Source organism: Zoogloea sp., assembly GCF_041904905.1.
In the GTDB taxonomy this organism is placed as follows: Bacteria; Pseudomonadota; Gammaproteobacteria; order Burkholderiales; family Rhodocyclaceae; genus Zoogloea.
Window position 1 is genome coordinate 1 of record NZ_JAYRMI010000096.1, and the last position, 13085, is coordinate 13085.

The window sequence follows — 13085 nt, forward strand, 5'->3', positions numbered from 1 at the left end:
GGCGCCGGTGGCGCCGTCGCCGCAGCCGGCCGCGGCAGCCCCGAGCCCGGCGTCGCCGCCGCTGGCTTCGCCCTCTAGCCAGCCTCAGCGCCCCGTCCGTGGCGTGGCCCGGGCCTATGCGATGGATGGCGCGACCTTCTACCAGAGCGGCCGCAAGTACCGGGTGCAGGGGCTGGATGCCCGCGATCCGGGGATGAGTTCGGAGCACGCCACCCAGCGCCTGCAGCGGGCGCTGGATGCGGGCAATCTGGTGGTGGAGCCGGTGGAGGTGGATGGTTCGGGCCACACCGTGGCAGTGGTGCGGGTGAATGGCCGCAACGTGGCCGACACCGTGAAGGGCACGCACTGACGCGTTGCGCGCCGGCCAGCCGGCCGGTACGCCAGATGAACAACGGGGCCTTGCGGCCCCGTTTGTTTTACATGGCGACGAGCGACTGGCGCCCCCACCAGTCGGCGCCGGGGGCGAGCACGACGGGCTCGCGCACCGCCGCGGCTTCGACGCACAGCATCCGCCGGAAGCCGTCGTCCGGCATGTCGGCGAGCCTGGCGCACTTGTCCACCCACGGGTTCCACACCACCACGTCGGGGAAGTTCTCGGCGTGGATGCCCATGGCGCGGTCGTCCTCGCGCACGAGGATCGTGGCCGGGGCCTTGTGATAGATGCGGTCGACCTCGTCGTCGACCATCACGCCCACGCCGGTCTCCTTCTTGAGCGCGCCGCCGTCGGCGCTGTCGGAGTAATCGAGCCCGCGCAGGCCCTCGATGCGCAGGGCTTCCACCTCGCGCACCTTGAGGTAGGTGTGCAGCGCGGCGGTGAAGCTGAAGGGGGCATCGCCGGTGTTGGCGATTTCCAGTTCCATGTCGAGCCGTCCGCCGCCGATGGAGATGCTCATCTCGGCGGCGAAGGCATGGGGCCACAGGGCGCGGGTGTCGGCGTCGTCGTCGAGGCGCAGGGTGACGACCACGTAATCCTTGCCGGCGCGCTGGTTGGTGACCTGCCAGCGGCGGTTGCGGGCAAAGCCGTGGGCCTTGAGCGGGCCGCGGCCGGCAAACTGCGGGAAGCACACCGGCACGCCGCCGCGGATGGCGGTGTGGCCGTCGAACACGGCCTTGGGGCTGAGGTAGAGGCGGTCTTCGCCGCCGGCGGGCGTCCACGACAGCACCTGGGCGCCGTGGAGGCTGACGAGGGCGACGGCGCCGTCGGGCGTCTGCAGCTTGAGGACGGGCTGGCCGTGGAGTTCGGCGGTTTCGATCTGGTCGGTCATGGTTCTGCGGGGCCCTGCCGGGGCCCGGGAGATGTTGCTGAGGGCGCGATGATAGCGCGGCCTAGCCGGGATGGCGGAAGCAGTCGGCGGTGTGGTCGTTCACCAGCCCGGCGGCCTGCATGAAGGCGTAGCAGATGGTGGTGCCGACGAAGCGGAAGCCGCGTTGCTTGAGGGCCTTGCTGAGGGTGTCGGAGAGCGCGGTGCGGGCGGGTACGTCGGCAATGGTGGCGGGCGAGTTGACGATGGGCCGGCCATCCACGAAGCGCCACAGCCATGCGTCGAAGCTGCCGAACTCGGCCTGGATGGCGAGGAAGGCGCGGGCGTTGTCGATGGTGGAGGAGACCTTGAGCCGGTTGCGGACGATGCCGGGGTCGGCCAGCAGGCGGGCCTGGTCGGCGTCGGTGAAGCGGGCGACGACGGCGGGGTCGAAGTTGGCGAAGGCCTTGCGATAGCCTTCGCGCTTCTTGAGAACGGTGAGCCACGACAACCCGGCCTGGGCGCCTTCGAGGGTGAGGAGTTCGAAGAGCGCCCGGTCGTCGTGCAGCAGCACGCCCCATTCGGTGTCGTGATAGGCCTGGTACAGGGGGTCGGCCCCGCACCAGGCGCATCGGACGAGGGGTGTGTCGGCAGCCATCAGCCTTGCAGGTTGAGGATGCCGTGCTTGATGGTGTTGTCCTCGGGGTCGTTGGACAGCACGAAGCCCAGGCTGGCGACGAACTTGAGCATCCGGTCGTTGTTGGACAGGAAGATGCCGGTCATGGCGTGCAGGCCGCGGTTGCGGGCGGTCTCGATGAGCACGCCCATCAGCCGGCGGGCAAGGCCGCGGTGCTGCCAGTCTTCGGCCACCACGATGGCGAACTCGCAGGTCTCGCCGTCGGGGTTCACCGCGTAACGGGCCACCCCGATCTCCATCTCGGCGCCTTCTTCTTCGATGGTGGCGACGAAGGCCATCTCCCGGTCGTAGTCGATCTGGGTGAGGCGGGCGACCATCGCCGGGGGCAGTTCGCGCATGGTGTTCATGAAGCGCAGGAACTTGGTCTCGGGCGACAGCTTGCGGACGAACTCGATCTCGAGTTCGGCGTCTTCGGGCTTGATCGGGCGGATGGTGATCTCGCCTTCGGGCATCGAGATGCGGGTGATGAGGTGGGACGGGTAGGGGTGGATCGCCATGTGGTCGTAGCGATCGGCGGTGGGGGCGATGTTGTCCACCACGATGCGGGCGTCCACCGCCACGGCGCCGTTCTCGTCGACGATCAGCGGGTTGATGTCCATCTCGCGGATCCAGGGCAGCTCGCAGACCATCTCGGAGATGCGCAGCAGCACGAACTCCAGCGACTCCATGTTGATCGGCGGCATGTTGCGGTATTCGCCGAGCAGGGTGGCCACGCGGGTGGACTTGATCAGATCCTGAACCAGATAGCTGTTGAGCGGCGGCAGGGCGACGGCACGGTCGGCCTGGATCTCGACGTGGGCGCCGCCTTCGCCGAAGGTGATGACCGGCCCGAAGATCGGGTCGCGGAAGGCGCCGACCATCAGCTCGCGGCCGTAGGGCTTGACCACCATCGGCTCGATGGCGACGCCGTTGATGATGGCGTCGGGGCGCTTGCGCTTCACGTCCTCGAGGATTTCCTGGTAGGCGGAGCGCACCGCGGCGAGGCCGTTGAGGTTGAGCCGCACGCCGCCGGTGTCGGCCTTGTGGGTGATGGACGGGGAGTCGATCTTCATGGCCACCGGCAGGCCGAGTTCTTCGGCGAGCACCATGGCTTCGGTGGCGGAGCGGGCGACGACGGTTTGCGCGATGGGGATGCGGAAGGCCGCCAGCAGGGCCTTGGATTCCATCTCGTTGAGGTTCTTGCGGCGCTCGGAGAGGGCGGTCTCGATGACCAGCCGGGCGCTTTCGACGGACGGCGGGTTGAGGTCGGACGACAGGGACGAGGGCGTCTGCACCAGCAGCTTCTGGTTGCGGTAGTAGGCGGAGATGTGGCCGAACAGTTCGACGGCGGGCTCCGGCGTGCGGAAGGTGGGAATGCCGGCGGCTTCGAAGAGGTGGCGGCCTTCGCGCACCTGCTCTTCGCCCATCCAGCAGGTGAACACGGGTTTGTCGGCGTTGCGTTCGACGTCGATGATCTGCTGGGCGACTTCGGTGGGCGAGCACATGGCCTGCGGGCAGAGCATGGTGAGCACGCCTTCGACGTGCTCGTCGGCCAGGACGATCTCGAGGCACTTGCGGTAACGCTCGGCGTCGGCGTCGCCGATGATGTCGATGGGGTTGGTGTGCGACCAGGTGGCCGGCAGGATCTCGTTGAGCTTGGCGACGGTGGCGTCGGACAGGGTGGCCAGCGGGATGCGCAGGTCGGCGGCGCGGTCGGCGGCCATCACGCCCGGCCCGCCGCCGTTGGTGATGATGGCGAGGCGGTTGCCGCGCGGACGGAAGTGGGAGAACAGCGCGTTGGCGGCGGCGAAGAGCTGGCCCAGGTTGTACAGGCGGATCACGCCGGCGCGGCGCAGGGCGGCGTCGAACACCGCGTCTTCGCCCACCATGGCGCCGGAGTGCAGCAGCGCGGCGTGGGAGCCGACCGGGTGGCGGCCGACCTTGATGAGCAACACCGGCTTGACCCGGGCGGCGGCGCGCAGGGCGCTCACGAAGCGGCGGGCGTCCTTGATGCCTTCAACGTAGAGGAAGATGCTCTCGGTGCGGGAATCCGACACCATGTATTCGAGGACTTCGCCGAAGTCGATGTCCACCGAGGTGCCCAGGGACACCACCGACGAGAAGCCGACGTTGTTGGGCCGGGCCCAGTCGAGGATCGCGGAACAGAGGGCGCCGGACTGGGAGATGAGGCCGATGGAGCCCTTGGTGGCGCCGCCGTGGGCGAAGCTGGCGTTGAGGCCCAGTTCGGGGCGCAGCACGCCCAGGCAGTTGGGGCCGAGCAGGCGGATGCGGTGACGGCGGGCGTTCTCGATGGTGTTCTTCTCGAGCATCTTGCCGCGGGGGCCGGCGTCGGAGAAGCCGGACGGGATCACGACCACCGACTTGGTGCCGGCGCGACCACAGGCGTCGACGATGGCCGGCACGCGGTCGGCCTTGGTGGTGATGATCGCGAGGTCGAGCCGCTGGGGGATGTCCTCGACCGTCTTGTAGCAGGGCACGCCCAGGACTTCTTCGTACTTGGGATTGACGGCGAACAACTTGCCCTTGAAACCCGCCTCCAGCATGTTGCGGACAACCACGTTGCCGAGGGAGTTTTCCCGCTCGGTGGCGCCGATGACGGCCACGGATCGGGGTTCGAAGAGGGGGGTGAGGTAGTGTCGTTCGTTCATGATGGATGCTCGGTTAGTGCAATTCGATCGGTCTGAGGGGGCGACCATGACCCTTGCCGTAGCCGCAACTATTCTTATCGTCAGTTATTGCCGCGATTTTAACCCGCAAGAATGCGGCCGGACATTGGTAAAAGTGCCGATGTATTGCGATGCACAAGCTGACTTGTGACTTATATCAACGCTTTTGAATTCAGACTGTTGCGCGGCAGCAACGGTTTGGGGGCGGCGCAACGCCGACCGGCCGGCGCCTAGTGGCTGAGGGTGAAGTAGAAGCTGGCGCCCTGGTCGGGGGTGGACTGGGCCCAGACGCGCCCTTCGTGGCGCTGGATGACGCGCTGGACGGTGGCGAGGCCGATGCCGGTGCCGGCGAACTCGCTGATGCCGTGCAGGCGGTGGAAGGGGAGGAAGAGCTTGGAGGCGAAGGTCATGTCGAAGCCCGCGCCGTTGTCGGATACACAGTAGACGATCTGCCGGTCGCGCATCTCGGCGTGGAAGCGGATCTGGGCCACTTCGCGGCGGCTGGTGAACTTCCAGGCGTTGCGCAGGAGGTTCTCCAGGGCCACCCGGATCAGCGCCCGGTCGGCGGCGGCCACCAGGTTGGGTTCGACGTGGATCTCGATGGCGCGGGTGGGGTCTTCCTGGCGCAGCTCGGAGAGGATCTGCTCGACGATCTGGCTCAGGTTGACCTGCTCGCGCTTCATCGCCTGGCGAGTGAGGCGGGCCAGATCGATCAGGTCGTCGATCAGGCGGGCCATCTTCTGGGTGGCGATGCGGATGCGGTGGAGGTATTCGCGGCCGGTTTCGTCCAGGCGCGGGGCGTAGTCCTCGGCGACGATCTGGGCGAAGCCGTCGATGGCCCTGAGTGGCGCCCGCAAGTCGTGGGAGACCGAGTACGAGAAGGCTTCGAGTTCCCGGTTGGAGGCTTCCAGTTCGGCGGTGCGCACCCGCACGCGGGCTTCGAGTTCGCGGTTGAGGTCGCGCTGGGATTGCTCGGCTTCCTTGCGGGCGGTGATGTCGTCGAGGGTGCCGGAGCTGCCTACCACGTGATCGTAGGTGTCGCGCAGGGGGCGGATGGTGGCCTCGACCCAGCGCGGGCCGTCGGAGTGGGTGCGCAGGCGGAACTCGAACTGGGCGATGTCCTCGTAGCCTTCGCGGATGCTGCGCAGGTGCTGTTCGACCAGCCCGCGGTCGTCGTCGGCGACGAAGTCGAGCAGGCTCTGGCCGATGGAGAGCCGGCCGTCGAAGCCGGTGGTGTGACGCCAGGCGCGGTTGAGGAAGGTTACCCGGCCTTCGCTGTCGGTCTGGAAGAGGATCTCGTTGACCGACTCGACCACGTCCCGGTACATCGCCCGGCTTTCCCGCAGCACCTGCTCGGCGGACAGCCAGCGGGCCACGTCGCGCAGCACGAAGAGCACCGCCGGGTGGCCGTCGAAGCGCATCCGCACGCCGGTGGCTTCGGCGTTGATGCTCTCGCCGTCGAGGCGCTGGTAGCGCAGCGGCAGTGGGGCGAGGCCGGTCTGCTCGGGGTTGGCGGCAAATTGCTGGAGGCGGGCGGCTTCCATCGCCCGGTCGTCGGGGTGGACCAGGGACAGCATCTCGACGCCTTCGAGCACGCGGGTGGCGTCGGCGCCGAACATCCGGCGGCTGGCGGCGTTGGAGAGGTGGATGCGCCCGTCGATGCAGACCAGGGTGGCCTCGGGCGAGAGTTCGAACAGCTGGCGGTAGCGCTCCTCGCCGGCGCGGCGGGTGTCGAGGGTGTCGCGCACCGAGGAGATGTCCTCGACCACCACCGCGAAGGAGGGCGGGATGTCGTCCCGGGCGGGGATCAGCCGGGCCGACTCGCGGCACCACAGCATGGTGTCGTTGGCGCAGTGGTAGCGCACGTCGCGGCTGTAGCGGTCGATCTCGCCGGCCAGGCAGCGGGCCCGCAGGGCCTTGCCGGCGGCGGCGTCTTCGGTGCTCATCACGCAGTCGATGGGGGCGCCGACCAGGGCGTCGGCGGGCTGGCCGACGAAGGCGGCGAGGGCGGGGTTCGCCTGCAGCCAGCGGTCGTCCACCGAGATCCGCCCGAAGTTGGCCGGCGCCTGCTCGAAGAGGGCGCGGAACAGGGCCTCGTCCCGCTCCAGCTGTTCCTGGGCGACGACCCGCTCGGTGATGTTGCGGGTGGTGCCGCAATAGCCGGCGAAGACGCCCCGGTTGTCGAACACCGGAATCCCCGATTCGCTGAGCCAGACCGCCCGGCCGTTGCGGTCGCGGCGGCAGAACACCAGGTTGGAGAAGGGCTCGATCTGCTTGAGCTGGGCGATGTGCTCGGCCCACGGGGCTTCGTCCGGGGATTCGCCGGGCAGCTCCCAGCGCCGGTTGCCGATGGCGTCTTCGGCGGCCAGGTCGGCCAGGTGGCCGGAGCTGGCGGTGATGGCGGTGTAGCGCAGGTTGGCGTCCTGCTCCCAGTAGCCGTCGGTGCTGTAGGCGATGAGGGCGTGGATGCGCTCTTCGTTGCGTTCGAGGTTGGCCGACAGGCGGGCCCGGTCGGTGACCTCGCGGCCGATGCCGCGGTAGCCCTGGAACTGCCCGGCGGCGTCGAAGATCGGCCGGCCGCGCATCTCGAGGTAGCGCACCTCGCCGGTGGCGCTGCGGCGGGTGAGGGTGACGGCGATCGGGCTGTGCCGGAGCAGGCTCTCCTGGTGGGCGATGGCGAAGTCGGGCGGCAGCTCGGGGACGATCACGTCGTCCCAGCTGCGGCCCAGGGTGTCGGGGGGGATGATGCTCGGCGGCGGCGGTGCGTCGGGCACCGGCACGAAGCACATCGCGGCGTCGGTCTCCCACGGCCAGTCGGCGGAGATCTCGACGAAATCCCGCCAGGGGGTGAGCGGCGCGCCCGGAGGCGCCGGCCGTGCCGGCATCGCCGACAAGGGGGCCGCGCCGGATACCGACAGCGGCGCCTGGGTGGGGGCCGGTGCCTGGGGCGGCGGCGGGTTGGCGCGGGGGCGGGCGATCCGGCCGAGCAGCAGGCCCGCCGCCAGACCGCCTCCGGCCACCAGCAGATAGGGCAGGGAGGTCTGGATTCCCGGGTCGCCGGCTTCGCCCGTCGCCGCCAGCGCGAGGGGCGCGCCGAAGCCTCCGCCACAGAGCAGAACGGAAAAAGCTGCCAGACGGCGCAGCGAGGCGGCGGAACGGGAGAGCATCAATACATATTATCTATGGCGCGAATGCATTTCTTGTACCCAAACTGCCCGGGATCATGCGGCCTTACACGGTGCGGATGAAATTTTCCCGGTGGCGCTGAAGCAAGGATAGGCGGCCCCCGCCGGTTTCAGAAATATTTTGATTTTGTGTTTGACTGATAGGAAGGGACTATGTATTATTCGCGCCTCTCGGGGTGTAGCGCAGTCCGGTAGCGCGCTTGCTTTGGGAGCAAGATGTCGGGAGTTCGAATCTCTCCACCCCGACCAAAGCTTGACCCCGGTGCCCGCGGCAATCTGCCCGTAGCTCAACTGGATAGAGCACCGGCCTTCTAAGCCGGGGGTTACAGGTTCGATTCCTGTCGGGCAGGCTCAAAAATTTGGTTTCAGGTTGGCGACGCAAGTCGATGACCTTCAGTGGCGGCATTAGCTCAGTTGGTAGAGCACTGGATTGTGATTCCAGGTGTCACCGGTTCGATCCCGGTATGTCGCCCCAAAGTTTCAACGAAAACCCTCTGAGAAATCAGGGGGTTTTTCGTTTGTGGCGTTCCATCTCTCTTCGTGCGGCCTTCCTTGGTTACGCTGTCTCGGGTGACAGCAGGGTGACAAGGTTTGCCCCTGTCACATGGGGCGCAGCGTCAAACCTCCGCCAGCGTCTCGTCACACATGGCGACTTCGTACATGGCGTCCGCCCGGGCGTACAGTTCCCTCGTCAGTTCGGGCAACACCTCGTCACCGCCCAAGATTCGGTCGCTGTTGCGCTCCCATGCTTCGATCGCTTCGTCCAGTTCATCCTGCGTGGCGAGGTTGGCGAACCGGTGCATGGCGCGGATGCACGCCCGCTGTGCCTCGTCCCACAGTACCCCGTTGATTTCCATATAGCTGGTGAAGTGCTCCGCGCTCATGCCTCGTACGAGGTTTCCAAGGACTTCGGCTTCGTGCTGCGTGGCGGTAAGATTGGTGCAGGTCATGTCGGCTTCCTCAATAAGTCGGTGTGATCCAGGCGGGCCGGTAGTTGGCGCTATCGGCTTCGCCGCTTCTGCCTCGTGTCAGGCATGCACGCATTATACCACCGCGTTGCGTTGTGATTCACAAAAAATCATTTAAATTCAATTAGTTGCAGGCTAACGTGTTAGCTCGTTAGGTAAGTCCTGCGCGCAGGAGAGGGGGCAGTCAGGTACGAGGGCGCGCCCTGAGCGCGTGGATCAGGCCGGCACGAGGGCTCCGTGTCGTGGGCCGCGTTCCGTCCGTGCCGGTGCGGGTAGCCCCCGGGGGTGGGACCAACAGGGGTACCCCCCTGGCCCCCTACTAGGTGGTTCGCGCGCATTTTGGGCCGATTTTGAGGTTTGTTAACTTGCTGGTCTGTCCAGGCCCGGCAAGCATTCATTTATGCCGTTGACTTGATTGCGCCGCTCTCGGTAGCCTGTGCCTATCCTACGTGGAGGGCATATGGCGCAGCACGGTGCTTACAAAGAGGTCATAGTCGAAACTTACCGTGAAGGCGGCGGCATCACGGGTATTCACGTTCGCCCGGCAGCAGGGCAACCGTTCCCACAGTCCCTTCGTGTCGAGTGCTCGAAGCGGCTCATCACCGATTACCCCGTGGGGACTCGCTTCAAGATTCTGGCGAAGCTCACAGACCGACAGGGCGAGGGAGAATTTCTGTACTCCTCGTACAAGTGGAAGTTCGAGGTGGTGCGGTGATCCGTCCCACGCCTAAACCCCGAAGGAAGCCAATCGGGCTGACGGTCGCTTACAGCACTCCCCCGTGTCCGCGCTGCGGCGAGATTCTCGAGCCATCGGTTCGTGCGTTGGTTCGCCATTACAAGGTCGTGCATGGCGTCTTTCCATCTACGGCAGAAACCCTTCGTTTTCGAGTCTATCGGCCCAAGGATTTTGTTGCGCATCATTACACGACTGGGATCAAACGCCACTGGCTTGAGGTCCAGGGTGGCGCGCCCGGGATGGGGCGCAAAAGATAGGCCGGGTTTCCCCGGCCTCGTTCATCAAATCTTCGTCTTGCCCAGGTCAGCCCGCAGGCGGGCCACGATCTCGGCGGCTGTCTTGCACTGCCCACGGACAAGGAAGTTGGCTTGAGCCAGTTCGTCCCTCGTGCTCGGCGCTGCGCGGATACCATCCCGGATCGCGTTAGCCATGTGCACCCACTGGTTGCACTCGTCCTCAACGCGGGCCAACAGTTCGCCGTCCTTGTTCTTCGCCGCGGCCATCTTCGCAGCTGGCACGATGCGCCAGCCCAGTTGGTATGCGATACCACCCAGGATCGCCGTTAGGCCGGTCTTGGTGGCCTTGAACGAGTACGGTGTGTCCTCACCGTCAAGTTCGGCCAGGGTTGCGGCAGACGCCCCGGCGTGGTCACGCATCAGGGCTTTCATGTGGTCCTCGAACGAGTCGAGGTAATAGGCGTAACTCGGGCCCTCGGGGGCGGTCAGTTCTTGGGCGCGGGTCGTGGTCCAGTCGGCCAGCCCATGGGCGAACCATTCGGAGGGCTTGGCGTTGATGCCGGGGGCGGTGGTGCGTTCGTTCGTGTTGTTGGTCATGGTCATTCCTTTCGTGGTCAGTTCGTTTCGTCCAGCACCCAGAAGCGGCGGCCAAAGTCCGGGTTATCCTTGCCCCAAGTGCGGGGGGCTTGCTTGTATCCCAGCTGGCGCAGCGCGGCGCCCAGCATGCGCAGGTGGGTGTGATCGCGGTACTTGCCTTGGAGGTGCGGCAGCAGCACGAGGGCGCTGATCTTTCGGCGCTGACTCTCGGGCCAGCTCGCCAAGACTGCGCGGATCTGATCCACCAGGGCGGGCGGTGCGGGGCGCTTGGCAGGCTTGGCGTTAACTTGCTGCTGGCGGTTCGCGGGGTTGGCTTTCATCGCCAGCAGGCGCGCCATGAAGGTGCTCGCACGGGTCGGGGTTTGGTTCATAGGTGTCGAGTCCATGTAGGTCGTGGGTTCGGTGGCCTTCCGGGGCGTTTGTGAGGCACGAAGTAGGGTGTCGGGTCCAAATTTGCGCGTCTTGCGCGGGTTTCTTATCTGTTTCACCATTTGCCCTCAAAGAAAAACATAGAGAGAAAATACCGAAGCGGCCCCAGAACCCGCGCAAGACGCGCACCGCCTTCCTACATGCCCTCACCTCGCAAGCTCAGGCCAGCGTAGAAGCGGGCGCCGTTGCTCTTCGTCTCGCCGTGCCCTCGTTCATTCAGCTTGCGGGAGAAGCTCGCCTTCGCGCCTGCGCGGGTGCCGTTGCTCTCGTTCCAGGCGCGCCACGCCGCGTACAGTTTTGCTTGCTCCACTCGTGCATCCGGGCCGCGCAGGGTCTTGTCCTCGAGGAACTCGCCCAGCAGGTCCGATTCCTTGCGGTAGCCCGCGGACTCGGTGCGCACCGTCGCGGAAGGCTTCAGGCCGATGCGTTGCCACTCCAGGCAGCCCGCCACCATCCATGCAAGGATGCCGTCGCGCTCCTCCAGCAGTTTCGATTCCAGCCACGGATCACGCTCGTGCTCGGCAAACTGGCGGCGGAAGGGAATCAGGTGCAGGCGGCGCCAGATGCCGTCGTCTTCACCGGTCACGATGGGGCGGTGATTCGTCCGAAGCCAGGGTTTGGCGGTCGGCTGGAAGTCGAAGAACTCCTTGTGCAGGAAGCGCGCGCTCAGGGTTTCACGGCCCGCCAGCATCTTCACGACTTGCTCGTCCAGGCGATCGCCTTGCCCCGTCTCGTTGATTCCCAGGTAGCGAGCACCGCACAGGCGGGCGATGTCGTTACGCGGGCCTGCGTCACCCGCTTGGCGGATCGTCAGCAGCGAGGGCGGCGCGGCCATCGCGTAGCCGCCCATGATCGCGGTCACCACGTTGGAGAACACGCTTTTGCCGTTCGCACCGTGGCCGAAGCAGATGGCGAGCACCTCTTCGGTGGTCGTGCCGGTCAGCATGTATCCCAGCAGGCGCAGCAGATAACGCACCGTCTCGGTGTCATCCTCGAACACGTCACTCAGGAACTTCAGCCAGCGCGGGCATTTCGCATCCGGATGATATTCGGCGTTGCATTGCCGGGTGATCAGCATCGCGGGGTCAGGCGCAAGCAGGGTGCCGGTTTTCAGGTCTATCACCCCATTGCGCACGCCCAGCAGCCAGGGGTCAGCGTCGAGTTCGGCCATGTGGCCCACCGTCATCTCGTCTTCGGACTTGGCAAGCTCGATCATGGCTTCCAGGCGCTTGATACCCTGCAGCCCCATCGCCCAGGCCAAGGCCTTACGGTGGCGCTCCGGGTCCGCCTTGAATTGCGCGCTCACATGGTCAAGGATCTTGTCCGCAACCCATTTGGCGGCTTTCACCTCTTCGCCCTTGCTGCACCATTCCCACACGCTGCCGTTCCACTCAAGCCAGCGGCCGGCGGGTGCCACATGCTGCAGTTTGCCGCGCTTGGCCTTGGCGAACAGTCGGCCTGCGCGGATGTCGCCAAGGGCGCCCCCTTCGTCGTTGCTGGCGGTGCCGGCTTCCATCTGCCCCGCGGTGCCGTGCGGCGTAGGCTTCCAGCCCGCACGCTTGGCGAGGTCGAACACGGTGCCCAAGCCGGCGGGGTTGCTCACCGCGCCCGCGCTCTCGCGCTCCATCAGGCTGGTAAAGGTGCGCTCGTACTCTTCCGGGTTGAACTTCGAGCATGGGGCGTTCATGCTGCACCGCCTTTCTCGAGGGTTCCCGCACTCCACCGGCGGCCCAGATCACGGGCAGCTTCGCCGAACTCATGGGCCAAGGCGCCCAGCACCTTGAACCACGTGGCGCGGTCGCAGCTGGGGTCAATGTGGGCGAGGGCCGCTTCCACCTCTTCCAGAGTGTGCTGGCGGGCCTGCGGCGCGGCCTCGATGATGCTGCCCGCGCCCTGAGCCTTCACCCATGCAGGCGCCGTGCCGGCGATGCCTTCCGCCCCTCCCTGCTCCTCGTGCGGCTTACCCTCGCCCAAGCGCGCCAGGGCGGCGCGTACGGCAGCATCAAAGGCTTCCAGGGACACGGGCTTACCCTTGTGTCACCGACCGGCACATAGGAGCCACTTGATGATCGGCACAATGGAGCCAGGGCGTGACCGGCACATTGGAGCCACCCCGTGATCGGCGTAATGGAGCCAGTCTCACTCTGACGGACGTCTCGACCTTTCGCGGCCCACCGCTACCCTGCCGGGTTTGGCAGGAGGAAGCCGGTGGCCCGCAGGAGCATCGAGATGCACGAGTACCGCCAGGCCCTGATGCGTTTGCGTCAGGGCGATTCGGAGCGCGAGATCGCCCGCTCCGGTTTGATGGGCCGCGCCAAGGCGGCCCGCTT

At 66.4% G+C, this 13085-nt stretch carries 11 protein-coding genes and 3 tRNA genes; 5 read left to right on the top strand and 9 right to left on the bottom strand.

The genetic code is table 11. The features are described 5' to 3' along the window. A partial coding sequence (locus tag ACE3N6_RS17865) for a hypothetical protein (protein ID WP_374247176.1) occupies positions 1-349 on the top strand: 349 nt, incomplete at its 5' end. A 67-nt stretch (positions 350-416) separates the two neighbouring features. Here the strand turns inward: ACE3N6_RS17865 and ACE3N6_RS17870 are convergent. From ACE3N6_RS17870 to ACE3N6_RS17885, 4 genes are all read right to left on the bottom strand, one after another. Further along, the gene (locus ACE3N6_RS17870; protein WP_374247177.1) at positions 417-1265 is read right to left on the bottom strand and encodes a D-hexose-6-phosphate mutarotase; all 849 of its coding nucleotides are present in this window, start codon (positions 1263-1265) and stop codon (positions 417-419) included. A gap of 61 nt (positions 1266-1326) precedes the next feature. Then, entirely contained in the window at positions 1327-1899 is a 573-nt protein-coding gene (locus tag ACE3N6_RS17875) for a DNA-3-methyladenine glycosylase I (protein ID WP_374247178.1), read from the bottom strand. Then, positions 1899-4586: a GNAT family N-acetyltransferase gene (locus ACE3N6_RS17880; RefSeq protein WP_374247179.1), complete on the bottom strand. Its 2688-nt coding sequence runs from the start codon at positions 4584-4586 to the stop codon at positions 1899-1901. Before ACE3N6_RS17880 ends, ACE3N6_RS17875 begins: the two co-directional genes overlap by 1 nt. 248 nt (positions 4587-4834) lie before the next feature. Further along, complete coding sequence (locus ACE3N6_RS17885) at positions 4835-7771, bottom strand: PAS domain S-box protein (RefSeq protein WP_374247180.1); 2937 nt, start codon at positions 7769-7771, stop codon at positions 4835-4837. A 190-nt stretch (positions 7772-7961) separates the two neighbouring features. On the opposite strand from ACE3N6_RS17885, the gene ACE3N6_RS17890 reads away from it, so the two are divergent. From ACE3N6_RS17890 to ACE3N6_RS17900, 3 genes are all read left to right on the top strand, one after another. After that, positions 7962-8038, top strand: a tRNA-Pro gene (locus ACE3N6_RS17890). A gap of 27 nt (positions 8039-8065) precedes the next feature. Next, a tRNA-Arg gene (locus tag ACE3N6_RS17895) sits at positions 8066-8139 on the top strand. 49 nt (positions 8140-8188) lie between these two features. Then, positions 8189-8264, top strand: a tRNA-His gene (locus ACE3N6_RS17900). 142 nt (positions 8265-8406) lie between these two features. On the opposite strand, the gene ACE3N6_RS17905 is transcribed toward ACE3N6_RS17900, so the two are convergent. Further along, positions 8407-8739 carry a hypothetical protein gene (locus ACE3N6_RS17905; protein WP_374247181.1) on the bottom strand — a complete coding sequence of 111 codons (333 nt, stop codon included), beginning with the start codon at positions 8737-8739 and terminating at the stop codon, positions 8407-8409. 478 nt (positions 8740-9217) lie between these two features. Here ACE3N6_RS17905 and ACE3N6_RS17910 point away from each other — a divergent pair, with 478 nt between their 5' ends. After that, entirely contained in the window at positions 9218-9472 is a 255-nt protein-coding gene (locus ACE3N6_RS17910; protein ID WP_374247182.1) for a hypothetical protein, read from the top strand. A gap of 302 nt (positions 9473-9774) precedes the next feature. On the opposite strand, the gene ACE3N6_RS17915 is transcribed toward ACE3N6_RS17910, so the two are convergent. The 4 genes from ACE3N6_RS17915 to ACE3N6_RS17930 all read right to left on the bottom strand — a co-directional run bounded on the left by ACE3N6_RS17915 (position 9775) and on the right by ACE3N6_RS17930 (position 12777). Then, positions 9775-10326: a hypothetical protein gene (locus ACE3N6_RS17915; protein WP_374247183.1), complete on the bottom strand. Its 552-nt coding sequence runs from the start codon at positions 10324-10326 to the stop codon at positions 9775-9777. 17 nt (positions 10327-10343) lie between these two features. Continuing rightward, positions 10344-10664, bottom strand: a complete 321-nt coding sequence (locus ACE3N6_RS17920) for a hypothetical protein (RefSeq protein ID WP_374247184.1) — start codon at positions 10662-10664, stop codon at positions 10344-10346. Between the two features lie 227 nt (positions 10665-10891). Further along, a complete protein-coding gene (locus ACE3N6_RS17925; protein ID WP_374247185.1) occupies positions 10892-12442 on the bottom strand; it encodes a phage/plasmid primase, P4 family in 1551 nt (516 codons plus the stop codon). After that, a complete protein-coding gene (locus tag ACE3N6_RS17930) occupies positions 12439-12777 on the bottom strand; it encodes a PriCT-2 domain-containing protein (protein WP_374247186.1) in 339 nt (112 codons plus the stop codon). Before ACE3N6_RS17930 ends, ACE3N6_RS17925 begins: the two co-directional genes overlap by 4 nt. Positions 12778-13085: the final 308 nt, after the last annotated feature.